Origin of the sequence: Paenibacillus sp. FSL W8-0187, assembly GCF_037969755.1 — a bacterium.
Classification (GTDB): Bacteria; Bacillota; Bacilli; order Paenibacillales; family Paenibacillaceae; genus Paenibacillus_AQ.
On record NZ_CP150206.1, the window covers coordinates 6,014,435 to 6,034,332 of the forward strand.

At 51.2% G+C, this 19,898-nt stretch carries 21 protein-coding genes; 7 read left to right on the forward strand and 14 right to left on the reverse strand.

All coding sequences use genetic code 11. From position 1 onward, the window contains the following. Positions 1 to 20: 20 nt before the first annotated feature. Entirely contained in the window at positions 21 to 1,145 is a 1,125-nt protein-coding gene (gene cobD, locus MKY48_RS27170; RefSeq protein ID WP_339291712.1) for a threonine-phosphate decarboxylase CobD, read from the reverse strand. Between the two features lie 175 nt (positions 1,146 to 1,320). On the opposite strand from cobD, the gene MKY48_RS27175 reads away from it, so the two are divergent. After that, a complete protein-coding gene (locus MKY48_RS27175) occupies positions 1,321 to 2,322 on the forward strand; it encodes a lipoate--protein ligase (RefSeq protein ID WP_215163392.1) in 1,002 nt (333 codons plus the stop codon). A gap of 87 nt (positions 2,323 to 2,409) precedes the next feature. Here the strand turns inward: MKY48_RS27175 and MKY48_RS27180 are convergent, their stop codons facing one another. Continuing rightward, positions 2,410 to 3,123 (reverse strand): metal-dependent hydrolase, encoded by a 714-nt coding sequence (locus MKY48_RS27180; protein ID WP_076324612.1) that lies wholly within the window; start codon positions 3,121 to 3,123, stop codon positions 2,410 to 2,412. A 285-nt stretch (positions 3,124 to 3,408) separates the two neighbouring features. On the opposite strand from MKY48_RS27180, the gene MKY48_RS27185 reads away from it, so the two are divergent. Both MKY48_RS27185 and MKY48_RS27190 read left to right on the forward strand, forming a co-directional pair. Beyond that, positions 3,409 to 4,311, forward strand: coding sequence for a DMT family transporter (locus tag MKY48_RS27185; RefSeq protein ID WP_339291713.1), 903 nt, complete (start codon positions 3,409 to 3,411; stop codon positions 4,309 to 4,311). Positions 4,312 to 4,349: 38 nt separating this feature from the next. After that, positions 4,350 to 5,156 carry a Cof-type HAD-IIB family hydrolase gene (locus tag MKY48_RS27190; RefSeq protein ID WP_215163395.1) on the forward strand — a complete coding sequence of 269 codons (807 nt, stop codon included), beginning with the start codon at positions 4,350 to 4,352 and terminating at the stop codon, positions 5,154 to 5,156. A gap of 134 nt (positions 5,157 to 5,290) precedes the next feature. Here the strand turns inward: MKY48_RS27190 and MKY48_RS27195 are convergent, their stop codons facing one another. Further along, positions 5,291 to 6,052 (reverse strand): TioE family transcriptional regulator, encoded by a 762-nt coding sequence (locus MKY48_RS27195; protein WP_339267646.1) that lies wholly within the window; start codon positions 6,050 to 6,052, stop codon positions 5,291 to 5,293. A gap of 220 nt (positions 6,053 to 6,272) precedes the next feature. On the opposite strand from MKY48_RS27195, the gene MKY48_RS27200 reads away from it, so the two are divergent. Next, a complete protein-coding gene (locus tag MKY48_RS27200) occupies positions 6,273 to 6,683 on the forward strand; it encodes a GNAT family N-acetyltransferase (protein ID WP_339291714.1) in 411 nt (136 codons plus the stop codon). 101 nt (positions 6,684 to 6,784) lie between these two features. On the opposite strand, the gene MKY48_RS27205 is transcribed toward MKY48_RS27200, so the two are convergent. From MKY48_RS27205 to MKY48_RS27220, 4 genes are all read right to left on the reverse strand, one after another. After that, positions 6,785 to 7,564: an MBL fold metallo-hydrolase gene (locus tag MKY48_RS27205; RefSeq protein ID WP_339291715.1), complete on the reverse strand. Its 780-nt coding sequence runs from the start codon at positions 7,562 to 7,564 to the stop codon at positions 6,785 to 6,787. A 155-nt stretch (positions 7,565 to 7,719) separates the two neighbouring features. Further along, the gene (locus MKY48_RS27210; RefSeq protein ID WP_339267651.1) at positions 7,720 to 7,956 is read right to left on the reverse strand and encodes a hypothetical protein; all 237 of its coding nucleotides are present in this window, start codon (positions 7,954 to 7,956) and stop codon (positions 7,720 to 7,722) included. After that, positions 7,953 to 8,981 carry a nucleotide-binding protein gene (locus MKY48_RS27215; protein WP_339293561.1) on the reverse strand — a complete coding sequence of 343 codons (1,029 nt, stop codon included), beginning with the start codon at positions 8,979 to 8,981 and terminating at the stop codon, positions 7,953 to 7,955. The genes MKY48_RS27210 and MKY48_RS27215 overlap by 4 nt, the downstream gene beginning before the upstream one ends. A gap of 112 nt (positions 8,982 to 9,093) precedes the next feature. Next, a complete protein-coding gene (locus MKY48_RS27220) occupies positions 9,094 to 10,374 on the reverse strand; it encodes a serpin family protein (protein WP_339267653.1) in 1,281 nt (426 codons plus the stop codon). Positions 10,375 to 10,560: 186 nt separating this feature from the next. Here MKY48_RS27220 and MKY48_RS27225 point away from each other — a divergent pair, with 186 nt between their 5' ends. After that, complete coding sequence (locus tag MKY48_RS27225; protein ID WP_339291716.1) at positions 10,561 to 11,127, forward strand: GNAT family protein; 567 nt, start codon at positions 10,561 to 10,563, stop codon at positions 11,125 to 11,127. Between the two features lie 220 nt (positions 11,128 to 11,347). On the opposite strand, the gene MKY48_RS27230 is transcribed toward MKY48_RS27225, so the two are convergent. Genes MKY48_RS27230 through cysT form a run of 4 tightly spaced genes read right to left on the reverse strand, consistent with a single transcriptional unit; the run spans position 11,348 to position 15,117 of the window. Further along, a complete protein-coding gene (locus MKY48_RS27230; protein WP_339291717.1) occupies positions 11,348 to 12,406 on the reverse strand; it encodes a sulfate ABC transporter substrate-binding protein in 1,059 nt (352 codons plus the stop codon). A 35-nt stretch (positions 12,407 to 12,441) separates the two neighbouring features. Beyond that, positions 12,442 to 13,506 (reverse strand): sulfate ABC transporter ATP-binding protein, encoded by a 1,065-nt coding sequence (gene cysA, locus MKY48_RS27235; protein ID WP_071222619.1) that lies wholly within the window; start codon positions 13,504 to 13,506, stop codon positions 12,442 to 12,444. A gap of 1 nt (position 13,507) precedes the next feature. After that, on the reverse strand, positions 13,508 to 14,305 hold the full coding sequence (locus MKY48_RS27240) for a sulfate ABC transporter permease subunit (protein WP_071222618.1): 798 nt from the start codon (positions 14,303 to 14,305) through the stop codon (positions 13,508 to 13,510). Beyond that, complete coding sequence (gene cysT, locus MKY48_RS27245; protein WP_071222617.1) at positions 14,302 to 15,117, reverse strand: sulfate ABC transporter permease subunit CysT; 816 nt, start codon at positions 15,115 to 15,117, stop codon at positions 14,302 to 14,304. Before cysT ends, MKY48_RS27240 begins: the two co-directional genes overlap by 4 nt. A 299-nt stretch (positions 15,118 to 15,416) precedes the next feature. On the opposite strand from cysT, the gene MKY48_RS27250 reads away from it, so the two are divergent. Further along, positions 15,417 to 15,818: a secondary thiamine-phosphate synthase enzyme YjbQ gene (locus tag MKY48_RS27250; protein WP_339291718.1), complete on the forward strand. Its 402-nt coding sequence runs from the start codon at positions 15,417 to 15,419 to the stop codon at positions 15,816 to 15,818. Between the two features lie 180 nt (positions 15,819 to 15,998). Here MKY48_RS27250 and MKY48_RS27255 read toward each other — a convergent pair whose 3' ends face one another. From MKY48_RS27255 to MKY48_RS27265, 3 genes are all read right to left on the reverse strand, one after another. Further along, the gene (locus tag MKY48_RS27255; protein WP_339291719.1) at positions 15,999 to 16,592 is read right to left on the reverse strand and encodes a TetR/AcrR family transcriptional regulator; all 594 of its coding nucleotides are present in this window, start codon (positions 16,590 to 16,592) and stop codon (positions 15,999 to 16,001) included. Between the two features lie 6 nt (positions 16,593 to 16,598). Continuing rightward, the gene (locus MKY48_RS27260) at positions 16,599 to 17,231 is read right to left on the reverse strand and encodes a YigZ family protein (RefSeq protein ID WP_076324628.1); all 633 of its coding nucleotides are present in this window, start codon (positions 17,229 to 17,231) and stop codon (positions 16,599 to 16,601) included. Between the two features lie 106 nt (positions 17,232 to 17,337). After that, a complete protein-coding gene (locus tag MKY48_RS27265) occupies positions 17,338 to 18,693 on the reverse strand; it encodes a glucose-6-phosphate isomerase (protein WP_098748659.1) in 1,356 nt (451 codons plus the stop codon). 197 nt (positions 18,694 to 18,890) lie between these two features. Between MKY48_RS27265 and MKY48_RS27270 the strand changes: the two genes are divergently transcribed. Beyond that, positions 18,891 to 19,787, forward strand: coding sequence for an NAD(P)-dependent oxidoreductase (locus MKY48_RS27270; protein WP_339267663.1), 897 nt, complete (start codon positions 18,891 to 18,893; stop codon positions 19,785 to 19,787). Positions 19,788 to 19,898: the final 111 nt, after the last annotated feature.

The following is a 19,898-nucleotide window of genomic DNA, read 5'->3' on the forward strand; positions in this document are numbered from 1 at the left end:
GTATGTGACGTTTAATACCCTTAAGTTGCGTCTTCAGAAGAAATGCCAAGAACCTCCGCCATAATGGCAAGCAGCCTGTCGTTATCCGCGGCATGTTTAACGGCTAGCCGGATATGACGCTCACCAAGGCCCGGGTACATGGCGCAGCTGCGGACAAGCACGCCGCGTCTTCCCATCTCCGACTGAAACATCTCGGCACGCCATGGCCGCGGAAGCTCCATGAGTAGAAAATTAGCCTCGCCCGGCGTAACCTCCAGCCCCAATGCTCGTAAACCATGTATGAGCTTCTGACGCTCTGCGCGAATCAATTGCAGCGTATTCTGCTCGTAGTCCCTGCCGCTGCCAAGACAAGCCTCGCCCGCAAGCAGCGCCAGTCCATTGACACTCCACGTCACCTGCTTGCCTGCCATCTTGCGTATCACATCGGGATGCGCGGCCGTATACCCGAGCCGCAGGCCCGGAATCGCATAAAACTTGGTCATCGATCTGACAATCACGGTTCGAGGATAGTCATGAAGCTCTGGCATCAGGGTCTGTCTGTCTCCCAGCGGAATAAAGTCGATAAAGGCTTCATCCAGCACCAGCCAGGTCCCTTCTTGCTCTGCGCATGCCGCTATTTCGCGGATATCCTCAAGGCTGTACTGAACCCCATTTGGATTGTTGGGCTGTCCCAAAAACACGAGATCCGTGCAAGCTATCAGCTCCATCACATCCGCCTTGTCTGCTCGCCAGTCCCTCTCCGGATGTCCGCACACGGAGCGGATGTCCGAACCAAATTTTAAGGACAACTCCCGGTATTCGGAAAAACACGGGTCAACCACGCCCACAGTCCCTGGCGATAGCCCCATCAACAACAGCGCCATGCACTCTGCCGCTCCGTTGCCGACAAGGATTCGCCGGGGATCGGTGCCTAGCTCTGCTGCGAGCAGCTCCTTGAACTTGCGGTGTCCCGGATCCGGATAACGAATGACCGCACTCATTCCCTCTTGTAAGGCCGTAATAACTCCTTGCGGCGGTCCAAGCGGATTAATATTGGCGCTGTAATCCAGGAAAGCCGAGGCTTGCCTTCCGAATGCGGCAGCGGCCGTCTCCACGTCCCCTCCATGGCCGTACACCTCGATCAAGGGTTGTTTTTTGTCGTTCATAAGGGCTCCTCCTGTTCCATGCCCTGGACTCTTGCAAGTCCTGCCGTTATGTAATGCCATCATTATGTCGCTACTGTCCCTGACTCGTCAACATGGAATCCTTTGTCTCTGTCTTAAAATTGGTTTACAATAGTCTGGAAGCACCACATTTTGAATTGTGACGACGGAGGATACTATGCTATTTATCGATAATCAGGGGATCCACGATCCATCCATTAATCTAGCGATTGAAGAATATGCCTTGAAGCACTTGTCCATGGATGAGAGCTACCTTCTCTTTTATATCAACAAGCCTTCCATTATTATCGGAAAGCATCAGAATACGATCGAAGAGATCAACCAGGAATACGTTCGTGACAACAACATTCAGGTTGTACGCCGGTTGTCCGGGGGCGGAGCCGTATACCATGATCTCGGCAACCTGAATTTCAGCTTCATTACGAAGGATGACGGCCAGTCCTTCCACAACTTCCTGAAGTTCACGCAGCCGGTCATCGACTTCCTGCAAAAGATGGGTGTACCCGCCGAGCTGAGCGGCCGGAATGACCTGCAGGTCGGCGAGAAGAAAATTTCGGGGAACGCGCAGTTCTCGACGCGGGGACGCATGTTCAGCCACGGCACGCTCATGTTCGATCTGAACCTGGATGATGTACAAGCCTCGCTGAATGCCAATCCGGAAAAATTCAAATCCAAGAGCACCAAATCCGTCCGCAGCCGCGTGGCGAATATTAAGGAGCTGCTTGGTACGGATATGACCATTGAACAGTTCCGTGCCGAGCTGCTTCGCTCGATTTTCGGTATGGAGCCGGATCAAGTACCGCAATATGTCCTTCAGGAGAAGGACTGGGAGATCATCAACCAGATTTCAAAGGAACGCTATCAGAATTGGGATTGGAACTATGGACTCTCCCCTGAGAGCAATGTGAAGCATGCCAAGAAGTTCCCGGTGGGCATTATTGATATCCGCATGGACATCCGTGAAGGACATATCGGAGAGATCAAGATTTACGGCGACTTCTTCGGCGTCGGCGATGTCGCTGATATCGAGAACCTGCTTCGCGGCAAACGGTATGAAGAAACTGCTGTGCGCACAGCGCTATCCGGCATCAACGTCAAGCATTACTTCGGCAACCTTGAGCTCGACGATTTGATCGGCTTGATTTTTCTTGAGGAATAGAGCCGGCTCGTATTAAATAAGCCTCCCGCCCGTATGCTGCATGCATAAGGGTGAGAGGCTTTTCATTTCAAACAGGTATACCTCGGATCAAGATGAGGCCATAAACACATACCAAACAAGGACCAGTGTTAACACGATACATACATTCTCTACCGTGCGTCCCCATTTGCTTCCGGTGCTCATGATTTTCAGTTTAATTCTCCATTTGAACGGAGGAAGCGGACGGATTCCGCGATTGGTCAATGCATCTGCAAGCAAATGGATGGAGTAGGATAAACCGCCGGCAAACCATAAGCTTTCCCCGCCGATCTTGCCCTGCGATGCAAAATACAGCAGGCCCGTCCATCCGGCAGCGGCATAGACGGTATGGGTTAACCCCCGGTGGGTCACCAAGGAGCCTGCAATGAGCACGCTGCCTGCAATTGTGTTCCATGGGCTGAAGCCCTGCCCGAAGGAGATCAGTCCGAGACCGATCAGGAACATGACGATATGGCGCAGGGTCCGGCTTGGCAGGTACGAAACAACCCCGATCAGCCCGGCCAGGGCGATGTTCCATGGGGCATACTCCTTGCCGTAGAAGACAACGAAGATGGCTGCGCCAATCATCGCTAGCTGGAGGATTCGCAGCAGCCCGGAAGGAATGGCTTTGCGGACCAGCAGGGAGTTGGGCTCGTCGATGTCGGGAAGCAGTGCGCTAACCAAAGCCACTGCGGCAGCCGGCAACGTGACAGGCACTTCGCTCATGCCCATGACGGATAACGTAACCCCTGTGCTAATAATCAAATGAGCTCTGCCCATCATGATGACAATCTTCCTTTCTAAGCTCAATGCTGACTATGGGATCGATGGAGTTGCCGGTCTTCACGTCCGATAACCCAGGGTCATGAGAATATACGTTCGGTTCATTAGTATAGCAAAATCATCCTCTTTTTGTCTACCCCTTCCACTTTGGTTAGGCTTAAAAATGGTTGTCCGATTCTCTGATATGGGATACAATTTGATCACTTGCCCCAAGGTTACGACCGGGGACGAATGTACGGGAATCTCATCAGGAGTTTCACATCTTCAAGAAAGGATGACTTCCGAGTGAATCGCTCACGAATTGCCGATCTCAGCCTGCTTCTGGTGGCCATGATGTGGGGATCTACGTTCCTCATCGTTCAGCATGCGGTCCGCGTGCTCCCGCCGATGGCCTTCAATTCGGTCCGCTTTTTGGGAGCGGCCCTGCTCCTTGTATTGATCATTACCCTCTTTTACCGGAGCCAGTGGAAGCTAATATCCGGCAAAATGCTGCTGCATGCTTGCCTGCTAGGTCTTTTTTTATTTATAGGGTATGCCTTTCAAACCGCGGGCCTTCTGTACACAACCACGTCCAATACAGGCTTTATTACCGGCTTGTCCGTCGTGCTGGTCCCTTTCATATCCTATGCCCTGTTAAAGCACTCCATCTCCAGATTCACCTGGATCAGTGCCTTGCTTGCGGCAGCGGGTCTGTATCTGCTTACCTTCACCGGTTCCGGCATGAGCTTGAATAAGGGGGATTTGCTCGTATTCGTTTGCGCCATCGGTTTTGCGCTCCATATTGGTTATACGGGCGTTTATGCCGGTCGATACCCTGCTTTGCTGCTGGCGGCGCTCCAGATGGCTGTCGTGGGAGTATTTAGCTTAGCGGCATCTGCACTAACCGAACATGTCGGCAATGTGACCGACCTGATGGAGAAGCTGACCCAGCCGAACGTGCTGTGGGCACTGGCTATATCCATCGGACCTACCAGCGCATTCGCCTTCTGGATCCAAACCGTCTGTCAAAAATATACGACGCCATCCAGGGTGGCCATCATCTATGCAACGGAGCCGGTATTCGCCGCGCTGACCGGAATCCTGTTCGCGGGAGAGCGGCTTACGCTCATCGGCGGCATCGGTTGTCTGTGCATTTTGGCGGGAATGGTGATTGCGGAATTGAAGTCTGCGCCACAGAAGGTACAATAGAGTTAAAGACAGAGACAGAAACAAAAGGAGAGATACCCATGACAACTTACAAATTGATGGCCATCGACATTGACGACACCTTGATCAATGACGATAAAGAAGTAACCCCCGGCGTCCAGCAGGCGCTTGAGCAAGCCGTAGCCCACGGTGTCGTTGTGACACTGGCAACCGGACGTGCCTATGCGTCTGCTCAAGCAATTGCGCGTCAAACCGGACTCAATGTTCCTATTATCACCTACCAAGGTGCCTTAATTAAAAATCTGCTCGACGAGAAGGTTCTCTACGAACGCTTCGTTCCCGTCGACGCTGCTGTGAAGCTGTATGAATACTGCGTAGAGCATAATCTCCATCTGCAAACCTACATCGATGACAAGCTGTATGCCCGTGAAGAGAATCAGAAGCTGATCGATTACTGCGCCCTGAACCGGACGCCGTATTATATCGAGCCTGATTTTATGAAGATGGTTCAGAAACAGACCCCGAAAATGCTCATCATTGACGATCCCGACTATCTGGATGAACTGATCCCTGTATTCCGTGAGCTGCTGGGCGATGACATGCATATTACCAAATCCAAACCGCATTTTCTGGAGTTCATGCATAAGGAAGGCACTAAGGGACATGCCCTCACCTTCCTTGCAGATCATTTCGGCTGCGATCTCAAGGAGACCATCGCTGTCGGCGACTCCTGGAACGATCACGAGATGCTGGAAGCCGCCGGTCTAGGCGTCGCCATGGGCAATGCGATCGAGCCGCTTAAAGCGATTGCCGATTACGTTACGCTCGGGAATAACGAGGACGGCGTGAAACATGTCATTGAAAAATTCGTGCTCAACCAAGGTTAATATACGGGACAAATAGATCTACACAAACAAGCCTCCATGATATCCATGGGGGCTTGTTTGTGTCCATAAAAAACGCAGCCATTGCGTTCCCTAACCGGTCACCTGGGGCGGCGCAAAGGCCTTGCGCCTGTCCGTTATTCCCGGTCCGGGTTAAACGTTAAAATCGGCTTCAGAAGTGCCGCATCGTTAAACTCCAGCAGGCCTACCTCCATGCACAGCTCCATCAATTTATGAATGCCGTTGAATTGCTGCAGATTCCGCTTATGAATGACGGATAACGCTTCGCGAACCATTTTTTGTGCCTGCTCAATGCTCTGATGCTCCACGGCCTGAATAATCTCCTTGATACTCTCCAAGAAATATACAGTCCGCCTTAGCGAGCGAATCAGCAAAATCTGCCTCACTTGCGACGGGGTGTACAGCCGGTATCCATTCTCGGGGTTTCGATCCGGAGTGATCAAACCTTCCTTCTCCCAGTGACGGATGGCGGACGACTCCACGTTGGTCAGCTCGGCGACCTCGCCGATCGTCATATGGGCTTTGAGCTTTTTGTCCTTGATGATGTTAAGCTCGGGATTCTCAAGCAACGCAAGCGTTTCATCCGCAATGTTTTTTTCCTGCAAAAGTTTGACTTGCTCCCCATTCACGACCCAGAGGGCTTCATCCATCTCCCTCTTCTGAATGTGGCGAATCACATCATAAGTCACCGCGTAACCAAAGCCCGGAAACATGGCGCGCAGACAACGGAAGTAGGCCATATGCATTTGCGTGTATAAACGGTAGCCTTTCTCGTTCCGGGCAGGAGGGGGTACCACTCCCCAAGCTTCATAATGCCTTAAAGCACTCGTGCTGATGTGCAGCTCTTTGGCGATATCTTTCGGCTTGTAGTAATGCATGCCGTTCCCTCCCCAATCACGATTGAGAACCTACTTTACCAGAATCGCAAGCCATTGGCAAACCTTAAATTAAAACATTAAAGTGCTATGAGAAGGCCTGCGGGATAACACCGTTGACTTGGTTAGATTCGCTACAAGACATCTTCTCACTTGCATCAATGTTGTATATTGAGTGGTGTAGAGACGAGTTGAACTTATTCTTAACAGCGGGAGGCTGATTATGATGAACGTGCACATAACCGAGGATGTTCCACAGAATAAAGAATACATGGATCTTAGAGTAGATGCAGGACTGCCTGAGGTTGAGATTTCGGCCATAGAGACAGCGCTAAACCGCAGCGTGCTGTCCCTTCTGGCCAGAGACGGCCATGACCGGCTGATCGGGATGGGAAGGGTCGTAGGTGACGGCACTTTCTATTTTCAACTGGTGGATATTATGGTTGCGGCCTCTCACCTTGATCAGGGGGTTGAAGAGATGATTGTGTCCGAGCTGCTCTCCCGCCTGGAAAAAATAGCGCCAAGCGGAGCCGAGGTCACTGTCATCACGGACGTGCCCGGAATCAAGCTGTACCAACAGGCCGGCTTCAAGCTGCTGTACCCTGATCGATACGGCATGGCCAGGTCTGTGTAAGAGAGCGGCGCCTTCAAACCTGTGTAAGGCATCCCCACTGGGCTGCGTAATCGCTTCCGCTACATTTTCACGCCCCTAGTCACAAGAACTCATAATTTTCTTCACTTGCTCAGCTTTACTGTCATCCCCGCGATCGCCACACGGACTCCCTCTGGAAGAGGCAGCTCATTCCGAACGTCGACGTCGTGCGACATATGGGTATACACCGTTTGGCGAGGCTTCACCTCGGCGAGCAGCTCTGCCGCTTCCTTCATGTCATAAACGGAGCGCGTCTCGAATTTGGCAGTTTCATGAACAAAGCTCGTTCCCAGCACCAGGAGATCCACGTCCTTCAGCGGTTCCTTTTCCGCAGGGCTCAGATTAATCGAGTCTGAATTGTATACCCATGTGTACCCTTCCTTCAGGAACCGGTATGCGTAGGAGTACCCGTTCTGTCCATGGTTTACTTTCCAGCAGGAAATCTCCCAGCCGCCAAGCGTCATCCCATCGTCCACGGCCGTCATCTCTATCTGACGTGGAAGCCATGGATACTGGCGTACAATCTGCTCCAGCACCTCGGCAGGGGCGTATAACCGACCTTTTTCCCTCTGCCATCTGCAGGCATCACTCCATTCCGGAAGACCGCCGATATGATCAAAATGGGCGTGCGTAATCAGCATATCACTCATCTTCCGCTTTCTTAGCCCCTCCATCATAGAGCGCCAATCCGGGCCGCAGTCGATCATGAAAGTCGTTTCTTCGCCCCCCACCATCACGGCAGAGCGCAAACGCCGATTGATTCCCGTATTCCGAGCTTCCGTGCATACCTCGCAATCGCAATATACCCGCGGAACGCCCATGGCATCTCCCGTTCCCAAAAAAGTCAATGTATCCCCGCTCACATGACATCCCCCATTTGTGTTATCGATTCGTTCTTGGTTACGCAAACCTTGTCCCTATATTGTATAAGCGCACGAAGAAAAAACAAAGACCGCCCGGATCATCCCGAACGGTCTTTCGTCATTCCTGCCTAACGATACGGTATCATAGCCATTCACTAAGCAAAAGAGGGCTTATTATCGTCAACAGCTCCACTGATGACCTTGACGTATTTCTTATCTACACCTTCCACGGAAGGACCAACATATACACTGCTCTTGCTTGAGCGTCTGACCGAGCGCTTCCGGGTTTTCAGCGTACTCATCATCGGTACGGGTCCCCGAACCACCCAGCTGCTGCTATTGGCGGACCCCTGCGGATGACCTGACGTTCTCTTCTTCTCATTCCTGCTCACGACGAATCCCCTCCAACTAAATGCCTGATGGTACGAAGCAGCTCACGATTCTGTTCTACAACCTCCGCGAGATCTTCATCCGTAAGAATCTCATGTCCCGTAAAATGCACGGACAATACATGATTTACACCTAAAGGATAGCAGAACACATACACCTGCGCAACTTCCTCTTCGTGATAAAATGCCCATTTCCCACTATTATAGACATCTATCACGTAAATCGACTGGTTACTTGGCGAATGTTCCTTATTCCCATCGAACGGGAAATACCGTCCTCTACCTACATTACCCCCAATTTGGGCAATGCCTTCATCTCTTCGGCCCCAGAACGCGGCGCCGGTCACCCTGAAGTCCCCTGCAGCCGGTGGGAGCAAGGAGTTTCGGACAGCTTCACTCAGTGCATGATATTTTTCAGCTTCATCAAGCACATGCACATTTCGGTTATATTCCCAGAAAAAATGCAGCACACTTTGCTTGCGCTTCAGCTCCGCATCCTTCTGCTCAATCACGGTGCTCGGGTTGTTGTAGAACCCTTCGGTTTCGATCGCACTCAGAATATGCCCGCAAGCGACATCGACGGCCGATTTGTAATCGTCATCGCTTCGCAGTTCGTATTCGAGCAGCGTTATGCCCTGCAAGTCGGAGAGTAGATGGTATTCCTTAACGATAACATCTTGAACGGAACTGCTGTCTGCTTCCACTTGATCCGGGATGATGCAGTACACCCTTCGTCGCCCGAGCCTTCCCCAATACAGCCCCATTTCGAACAACGTGTTATCGCGGGTAACAAATACATGTTTGCCTCGAATGAGGGCCACATCATCCGGAGAAAAGACGAACACACCAAAATCACTGGACGCCAGCTGCTTCTCCAAAGCTTCCATCGTATACATGTTCGCCCCGAACGTCCCGCCGTACCAAGGTGTCACTTGAGCGGATCGTTTGAGCTGTTCGTGGATCGCCCGTGCATACTTGATGGCCTCTCTGGAAGAACCTATGAATAAATTCGGCTTCGGTATGGTCATAGGCACATCCTATTCTCCCTTTGTTATACATTTTAGTCTTATTCGACCATTATAACAAAGTTGCCTATTTTTGGGTGAAAATTATGGCAGGCGCATGTTGGTATAGTATATGCTAAGGTCTCAAAACAGACCCCATAAATAACCATGTGCCTGTGTCCCGATCTTCAATGGCAAAGAAAAAAGGGCGGTCAACATTCATGACGATCGGCTCGGTAAGCTGAACGGCTCCTGTCTCAACCATAACCGCTGTAATCGCGGCGGCCTCCGTGCCCTTCTCACTGACATCCACCACCGTTTTGTGTTTTACCTTTTCAATCCAAAATTTCTCTCCATCGTCTGCCATGGCGCTAAAATCAGCTGCATCCCTGTCGAATGCCTGAATCATTCCCAGGCTTTGAAGCGCATCCGGCAGCTCGAAGGTCTGTTCCACCTTAAATTTGGGCAGCCCAAGCTGGATGGTCTCATGCGAGAAATCGTCTTTCCAGGCGGACGCATCCTTCCACAACTGCTGCTGCAGCTCATCCATAGATGAGGTTTCCTTTGGCAGGATGACCAGCATGTGCATTCGGCCATCTCCATAAGGAATGCGGATGGCCTGCCAGGACGCCCCTTCTTTGTAACTGTATCGTGCTTCCCGCTTCATCATCGGAATTTTTTGCGTGGTGCCGTCAGAAAGCGTGAATTCTTCCTCTACGGTATTCGCCGGATCAAATTCATCCATCCACCCGCCGTTAAAATAAATGGCATTGATCAGAACCGCAACGCCGCCCGGAGGTTTATCATATATCGAAGGGATCATGCCGCTGGTCTTGTCGTTTACCCACTGGTTTATAGCATCCATGGCATCGGCATGCATCAAGTTGGCCTCCTTAACTTCAGCACGATAGCTATCCTTAACGGTCTGCAAATACGGCTTCTTCATCTCAAGTCCTTGCTGGTGCCACACGGAATTGGCCACGTTCAGCACGACCCCGCCCCCGTTCTCCAGCAATGATCGCAGCTGGCGGTTCCCATCGTTTATATCCGCATCATTCATGCCCTTCCAGCCAAGCATATCGGACATCTCGGCCGCCGTATCGCCGGCTGTGCCGTTATAGGCAAGTGCCAAAGCTTGCGTGATGCTGTATGGAGAAATAATCAGATTACCGTTCTTGTACTCAGGGCTATTCGATAATGCCTGGTGCAAACGTAAACCAAAATCATTCTGCGCTTTCACCATGCCGGTATCTACCTTGCCCAATACCTCTTTGCGTTCCTGAGCCGACAATTCCTTCACTTTGGGCTCCTTATGCACAATTGCTTGCGGTTCCCCTGACTGGATCCCGCTGCCCTGAGCGCAAGCGGTAAGCCCAATAAGCAAGCACAGGCCTGTGAGTACCTTTCTTTTTCGCATAACCTTGTCCCCCTTCAATGTCAGATTCTTTATCTGCTATTGACGGAATGACACCACCTAATGTTTCATATAAAGGATCATTTATCCAAATTCAGTTGGCAATCAACTTTATCACCGTTACAATGTAGAGAACTCGCACCGTACTTAAGGCATATACAGAATACAGAGCGAAAGGAGTTTCTACATATGCAAAAAATTCGTCTTGAAGGCAGCAAAGTTACGCTAAGATCCAGAAAACCCGAGGATACCCCAGTTTTATATAATTTGATCTATGGCAATGAGAATCCGGAATGGAAAAAATACGACGCTCCCTATTTCCCGCTCAAGCAGATTTCCTATGAAATTTTTGAAACGCAGTGGAACGCCGACTTCGAAACCGATCAATTTCCGAATGACCTGCTCATCGAAGCCGAGGGAAAAACGATTGGCATCGTCACGTTTTATTGGGAGCATGAAACCTCACGCTGGCTGGAAGCCGGAATCCTGATTTACGATCCGAGCCATTGGAGCGGTGGCTACGGTACGGAAGCACTGTCGCTCTGGATTGAATGCCTGTTTCAAAATCTCACCATCGCCCGTGTCGGCATCACCACCTGGTCCGGCAATCCGAGAATGATGCGCTGCGCGGAGAAGGTTGGCATGCAGCTTGAAGGCCGCATGCGGAAGTGCCGGTATTACGAGGGCGTCTACTACGATTCCATTCGTATGGGCATTCTGCGAGAAGAATGGGAAGCGCAGAAAGCGCGCGTGTAGGGCAAGATGTACTGCGCAATTCGTATACGTGGAATATTTGCAGCGCATGAGGCGTTATTCAGACGATTGCTAATGTTCTATAAATACCAAGAAAGCGAGCCGGCCAGGAGATCCTGGACGGCTCGCTTTCTCTCTTTTTGATTGACGGGTCATTACGAAACGCAACCCATACACACTATCCCTCATGAACCCATCCAATCGCTCCGTTTGCCATCAAGCATCATAACCCGGCCAGTACCTGATACCAGACTCCACGCTTGGAATACAGCGTCTCGCGCACCTCATCCCATCCACCCAGATACTCGATATCAAATAGCCCCGGCGGGTTGAAAAACCGATCCTTCGTTCGTTCAAACACCGATTCTTCAACCGGACGGAACCCATATTTCACGAAGATGTTCTGCGCCTCCGGTGTGCGCAAGTACTCCACAAAAGCGGTCGATACATCCTGAGTGCCGTGCTTTTCAGCAAAACGTTTGACGACTGCAGCCGGATTCTCGATCAGCATCGTATGCTGCGGCACAACGACATCATACTGGACGCCTTGGGCAATCCGGGCAAGCAGCTCGTTCTCATACGTTACGATCACATCTCCGACCCCGTATTCAAAAGCCGCCATGGAAGCCCGCCCGCTTTTATCGAGCGACTCCACATTGCGGTGAACCGCTTCAAGAAAAGCTTTCGCTTCGGCAGGATCACGCTTTCCGTTCTCTTCCGATTGTTTCAGCCCCGCGCCGTAGATCGCGTTAATGTCCCACTGGGCGCCGCCCGAGGTCTTCGGGTTCGGATACAGCACCTTGACGTCCGATCGGGTCAGATCGTTGAAATCCCGTATCCCTTTCGGATTTCCCTCGCGCGTGCCGAGAACGACAATCGAACGTGTCACCATGCCGTTATACGGCTGAGATTTCCATTCGGGGTCCACAAGCCCTTCCTTGACCAGCTTGTCGACATCCCCTTCCATGGCAAGCAGCGTGACGTCGGCCTCGAATCCGCCCGTGATGGCACGAGCTTGTGTTCCTGAAGCCTCGTAGGATTCCTGAAACCGAATGGTTTCTCCCGTCTGTTCCTTCCACTGCGCTTGAAAAGCAGGAATGATCTCGGACAGGGCGTCTCTGGCCACGCTGTACGCGCCCAGAACGATCGTTCTCTCTCCGGTTGGGGATGTCACTTCCTCGCTATCAGGCTGATCGCTGACGCATCCTGCCATGAAAAAACTGAAGAGAAGCGCCATGCCAACCAGCAGGAATGAGGTACGTTTCATATTCAAGATCCGCATGAATGAATCCACTTCCCTTCGGATATTTTGAACCATCAGATCATAATTGGCATCGGGTCGACCTTCAGTCGATTCTCCTCGATCCAGCTGTGCTCTTCATTAAAGAGATAAGCCCGGTGAACGAGGACGCGGACCTCTTGGCCCGGATACAGCGTTTCCTTCTCCAGTGAACGGTAGGTGATCAGCTTATGTCCCTTAACCTCCACCTCCACCAGCCATTCGCTGCCGCGGAAATGCAGATGACGAACGATCCCCGTCTCCGTTGCAGACAGCACGCTGAAATCATGCTTGCTTCCAATCTCGATATATTCCGGGCGAATCAGCGCACGCGTCGCATTCTTGTTCGCCGCTGCCTCAAATCCCTTCAGCTCGGCCGCGCTCGAAATCACGGTGGATTCCCCTATGAATGAAGCGACAAACGGCGTCTTCGGCTCCTTGTAAATATCCCAAGGCGTTCCCTTCTGCTCAACGCGCCCCTGATTAATAATCATAATTTCGTCGGCGACTTCAATCGCCTCATCCTGGTCATGCGTAACAAAAATCGATGTAATGCCGACCCGCTCGATCAGCTCGCGAAGCCAGGAGCGCAGCTCCTGACGGATCTTCGCATCGATGGCAGCGAACGGTTCATCCAATAAGAGCAGCTGCGGTTCGGGCGCCAGCGCTCTGGCAAAGGCTACACGCTGACGCTGTCCGCCCGATAACTGGTGCGGATAGCGGCTCTCGAAGCCTTTTAAACCGGTCAGCTCCACCAATTCCATCACCCGGTCCTTGATGATGGCTTTGGGAGTCTTCTTCACCTTCAAACCGAAAGCGATGTTATCAAACACGGTCATATGTTTAAACAAGGCATAGTTCTGGAACACAAAGCCGATTCCGCGCTCTTGCGGCGGCAGATCATTGACTACTTGGCCATGAAAGGAGATTTGTCCGGAGTCCGGATTCTCAAGCCCGGCCAGCATGCGCAGGATGGACGTTTTACCGCCTCCGCTGGGCCCCAGAAGTCCGATCAGATGTCCCTTCTCAATCTCAAAGCTGACATCTTTGACGGCATGAAACGTACCGAAATGCTTGTTCAGATCGCGAACTTCCACATGCATATCAATGCACATCCTTTCTTTTTTTGGCCCATTCCATCAGCAGCAAAAGTCCTACCGAGAAGGCAGCCAATACCAATGCGACGCCATTCGCCGCAGCCACGTTAAAATTCTCCACATCCTGATATACGAGCGTCGTCGCCGTCTGAGTTTTGTTCATGATGTTACCGGACACCACCAGCACGGCACCAAACTCACCCAATGAACGGGCTACCGTGAGCACCAGGCCATATACGACAGCCCAACGGATGGAAGGCCACGTTACTTTCCGGAACGTTGTCCATTCGTAAGCCCCTAGCGTCGCTGCTGCTTGTTCCTGATCATTTCCAATTTCCTGCAGGACAGGCATGACTTCGCGAACCATGAGCGGAAACGTGACGAAGAGTGTCGCGATCACCATGCCCGGGAAAGCATAAACCACCTTAAACCCGATCCCTTCAAAAAAACCGCCGATGATGCTGTCGGGTCCGAGCAGCAGTACAATCATCAAACCGCCGATAACCGGCGATACAGCGTAGGGCAGATCGACAATGCTGTTCAGGATGCCTTTGATCTTTCGGCTGAGCCAATTCGCCCGTACCAGGTACAACGCCATCATGATGCCAAATAACGCATTAAAGAACGTAACGAATACCACAATAAGACCCGTCATCATCAGGGCATGCAAGGCTTCCGGCCTGAACAGACCTTCGGCAAACCCGCTCAGCCCTTTATCAAACGCACCGATCGCAATTCGGGACAGGGGGATGATTAGCAGAATGATAAATACGGCGTACGTAAGTCCGATCCACAGACGTCTCAAACTCGTCTCCCCCTCTGCTGAACGGCATTGATCACCCAGAGGATGATGAAAGAGAGGGTAAGGAGCAGAATCGATACCGCAGCTGCTCCAGCAGGATTATCGCTCTCGACCTCACCAAAAATAAAAACCGATGCAATCAGCGTTCTTCCCGGAATGTTGCCGGCCACCAAGACAACGGCCCCGAATTCGGCCAATGCCCTTGAGAATGCCAGCATCCCTCCGCTGATAATCCCCGGCAGCATCGACGGCAGGATCACTTTAAAAAAGGTTCTCGTCCTGGAAGCCCCCATCGTATAGGCCGCTTCTTCCTCCAGCGGGTCAAGCTCCTCCAGCAGCGGCTGAACCGCCCGGATGACAAACGGAAACGTGACAAACATCATCGCTATCACAATCGCGGGCTGGTGGAACACAATTTCAAAACCCAATTTCTCTGCCAAACCACCGAGAAAGCTCCCGGGTCCCAGCAGCAGCAATATCATCAGACCGCCTACGGCTGTCGGCAGCGCAAAGGGCAGGTCGACCAGACTGTTCAGCAGCGTCCTTCCCGGAAACTTATATCGTATAAGCACCCATGCAATCATCGTTCCGATAAGCACGTTGATGAAAGTAGAGATGACGCCCAGCTTGATGGTAAGCAGCACAGCCTTCCACGCGATCGGATCCATAATGCTCTCCGTAAAATGACTCCATCCTGCAGAGAATGATTGCACATATACCCCAAAGATCGGCAGGACGATCAAGGCAAGAAAATAAAGCAGTACGGTACTTCGAAACCCCCAAGTCCAACCTTTATGACGAATCCATGTTGTCATATCGTATCCCTCCCGCCTCCGGATGGCATTCCGGTCGACACTTTCACAAACCATCTTTATATTTCCTATTTGTATACTTGGTTTTCTTTACACATACTTTACCAAAAGCTGAATCCCATCGTCAATCCATCTTTTGCACTTTATCGGGTAAAATAATAGAAATGGTAAGAAAAACGTCTGTCGACGTACTTTCTCAGTAGACAGACCGCATTTAGCGGAAGTTTTTCTTGCGAGATAAGGATGCTAAGCCTCGGATGTTTATACTTTCTTATCTCTTAAAAAATGAGGAGGTATGGTACATGCTGTATACCGGTGAATTGGATACGCAAGGTCGCGATGAGATGAGGGATATTACAAGGGAGATCCACTCCTACGTAAAACAAAGCGGGGTCCAGCAAGGAACGGTCCTGATCTTTTGTCCGCATACGACGGCGGGGATTGCCATCAATGAGAACGCGGATCCCGATGTGAAGCGGGACGTCCTGATGTCGCTCGATGAGGTCTATCCTTGGAATCATCCCAAGTATCGCCATGCGGAGGGCAACACCGCTTCCCACCTTAAATCGATCACCTGCGGCCCTTCCCAGACCGTGATCATTCAGAACGGGCACCTGCTCCTCGGACGTTGGCAGGGCATTTATTTCTGTGAATTTGATGGTCCGAGGCAGCGCCAATATCATGTGAAGATCATGGAAGGATGATCCCTTAAATAAGATTTTATGTTGACGCCAGCACATGTATAACAACACAAAAAGCAGACAGGCACATGCTAGGGGGCGTGGACCTGTCTGTATTTTATTCATTAGGTGAGTGACGTTTCAACGCTAGATCGTTGTAACGGATTGAAGTATCAAACTACACGTCTTGGCAACATTTCAAAATCAGACCCTGCTGTATAGACTCCGGCATAACACTTTGATATGGGTAAGAGCGGCTGGTTTGATCTCATCAAAACCAATTCTGTCCTGAATATAATACGATATAAATCCATGCAGCGACAAAAACAAAGTCAGCGGAACGGTTCGCCGTTCTTCCTCACTGTAATTCTCCTCAAGCAAATACTGACGGACCAGCATAGCAAACATTTCAAAACAGCGTCCCTGCTCAGAGCGACAGTAGGACAGCAGTTCTTCGTCCCGAATCATGAACATGATTTCGTATTGGTAAGGATTATCCAGACCGAAACGAACGAATTCCAGCATCAGCTGCTCCAGCTTCGATACGCCGTCACAGGGAGACTTTCCTGAGATTTCCAACAGCAAATCATTTAGATCATTAAAGTCCTTCATGACAATGGCGTAGAAAAGCTCCGCCTTTTCCTTAAAATGATAATACAAGGAGCCATGGCTGTAACCCAGATGCTGCCCGATGCTTCGCATCGATATGGCCCTGTATCCTTTGGTTATGAACAAATGCCTGGCTGCTTCCAGTATCCGCTCTCTCGACAACTCGCGTTCTACTGCTCTTCTTGCCATATTATTTTATTCCCCTTCAATAAAATAAAGCCGCTCTCCCTCTGTGATCAAGGACTGCCCCTGTGTCAAATCCACCATCCAAGTCATAAAGCTCTCCGCATCACCATCGAGCGGCAAGCAGGTCAAGGTCACCGTGTCGGCAAAGTTTGTCTCTCCCATACGAACGCCCCGGTTACGAAGCTCGTTCTCCACCTTACCCAGCCAGGTATAATCCAGCTCCACGAAAATCTCCCGGTGCAGAACCCTTGTAATCGGTTCGCCTGACTCAATCGCAGCCACGGCTCCGTCGGTGTACGCCCGGATCAATCCGCCCGCACCCAGCATAATGCCGCCAAAATAACGCGTGACCACAATGGCTACATTCTTCCGCCCCTGATTGCGGATCACCTCGAGAATCGGCTTACCCGCCGTTCCGCTCGGTTCCCCGTCATCCGATTGCTTCTGAATCTCATCCCGCTCTCCGATCATATAAGCAGAACAATTATGGGTAGCATTCCAATGTTTTTTCTTGATCTCTTCAATAAAAGCGACGGCTTCCTCTTCGGTTTCAACTGGCATTACGTGCCCGATGAAACGCGATTTCTTGATGACGATCTCTTTGGAGCCCGTCTGACGTACCGTTTTGTAACGATCCAGCATGAAACTACAACCACCTCTATATTGCCAAGAAAGCAGTCCACGGCAATGATATGCCAGCGGACTGCTTCCTTCAGCGTCTTACGTCTAATCTAATGAAAGTGTCAGGTTATTCGGAAAGTCTAGCTTCCAATTCGGCCTTCTCTTTCTCATACCCAGGTTTGCCGAGCAATGCGAACATATTTTTCTTGTACGCCTCTACGCCCGGTTGGTCAAACGGGTTGACACCCAACAGATAGCCGCTGATACCGCAGGCCTTTTCGAAAAAGTATACCAGATATCCGAACGAATAGGGAGTGAAATCTGGAATTGTCACAATCAAATTCGGAACTTGTCCGTCTGTATGGGCCAGCATGGTGCCTTGGAAGGCCTTTTTGTTGACAAAATCCAATGTTTTCCCGGTCAGGAAGTTCAATCCGTCCAGATCATCCGGATCCGATTCAATCGTAATATGCTCGGATACGTTCTCAACCTGAATGACCGTCTCGAAGATGTTGCGGCTGCCTTCCTGGATGAATTGACCCATGGAGTGCAGATCGGTAGAGAAATCGACGGATGCCGGGTAGATCCCCTTGTAATCCTTGCCTTCGCTCTCGCCGTAAAGCTGCTTCCACCACTCCGATACAAAATGCAGGGAAGGCTCGTAGTTCACGAGGATCTCGATGCCTTTGCCTTTACGGTAAAGCGCGTTACGAACCGCCGCATATTGGTATGCCTCGTTCTCGGCTACGTTCGGGCTGCTGTATTCCTTGGATGCGTCAGCCGCGCCTTGCATCATTTCTTCAATGTTGATGCCTGCCGTAGCAATCGGAAGCAGACCCACCGCTGTCAGCACGGAATAACGTCCGCCCACATCGTCAGGGATGATAAAGGACTCGTAGCCTTCCTCGGAAGCCAGCTTCTTGAGGGCGCCCTTCGCTTGATCTGTCGTAGCGTAAATACGTTTGCGAGCTTCTTCCTTGCCGTATTTCTTCTCCAGTTCCGCACGGAAAATACGGAATGCGATAGCCGGCTCCGTCGTTGTGCCGGATTTGGAGATGACGTTGACGGAGAAGTCTTTGCCTTCAATCAATTGAAGCAGGTGGGTCACATAAGTGGAGCTGATGTTGTTGCCCGCAAAATAGATTTCCGGTGTCTTGCGCTGGTCCTTCGACAGCTCATTATAGAACGAATGCGACAGCATTTCGATGGCCGCGCGTGCCCCGAGGTAGGAGCCACCGATTCCGATAACGATCAGAACGTCCGAATCGCTTTGGATTTTGGCAGCCGCTTTCTGGATGCGCGAGAATTCTTCTTTATCATACTGCGTCGGCAGGTCGATCCAGCCCAGATAATCGGAGCCGGCTCCCGTACCGTTATGTAACTGTTCATGAGCTGTGCGGATCGGCTCAGCGAAATAATCAACTTCGTGCTGATTAACAAAAGTCAGTGCTTTACTGTAATCAAACTTGATTTTTTTAGACATGCCTTAAAACCTCCTGTGAATTTAGAAATAGGATACTTTAATTTAATAACGACCGCAAGTTTCACGGGCCAACTGTCATCTATTCTTCATGCGTGGATCTCCTTACCGCTTCCATTCCTCACAAACGCTGGCTTCGTTTCGGGAACCCATGCTAAGATAGAGTGGATCAGGAATCCATAATCGAAGGTGATATAGCTATGAAAAAAATCGGGTTTATCGGACTGGGCACCATGGGCGCTCCCATGGCCTCCAATCTGCTGAAGCAGGACTACGATGTGACCGTGTATAACCGCACCCACGAAAAATGCCGTCCGCTCGCCGAACAGGGAGCCTCCATTTCGGAGACGCCTCGTGAAGCGGCTGAAGGACAAGATCTTGTTATTACGATGGTAAGCAACGACCAATCCATCCGCGATGTATTCTACGGAGAGAACGGTCTGCTTGGCTCCCTGAAGAGCGGGATGACCGTCATTGACTGCAGTACGATCTCCGAGAGCCTTGTCAAGGAGATTGCTTCCGCCGTATCCGGTCTCGGCGCTTCCTTCCTGGATGCCCCGGTAACCGGCAGCAAGCCTGCAGCGATTGATGGAACCTTGGTCTTCATGGTTGGCGGCGATGCCGCGGTCATCGAAGCCCATGCAGACGTATTTGACACCCTGGGCAAAAAAGTCATCCACATGGGACCTAACGGAAGCGGCGCTGTCGCGAAGCTTGCGCATAATACCATTGTGGGCATTAACAATCTGGCGCTTGCCGAAGGCTTCGCCATCGCCGCGAAGTCGGGCATTCCCGCTGACAACTTCCTGGAGCTCGTGCAGTTGGGATCAGCTGGCAGCAAAGCGGCAGAGCTGAAGGGACGCAAAATTATCGAGGGCGATTTCAGCAACCAGTTCTCGCTTGCGCTCATGCTCAAGGACCTTAAGCTGGCCTCTTCACTCACCGATGGCATCGGAATGCCTTCCCCGATGCTGAATCTGGCAAAGAGCCTGTTTCAAGCCGGTGCCAGCGAAGGCTATGGCGAAGAGGATCTTTCCGCTGTCGTGAAATGCTATGAAGCCTGGATCGGCCAGAAAATCGGCGAACAGCAGCCATAATACCAGCTAAACCATGCTTTACCTTACACTGGCCTCCTTTATACTGGTTCCGGATTATCCGGACCAGGAGAAGGAGCCAGTTTTTTTGGTCTTTTCATGTTTTTACTTCCA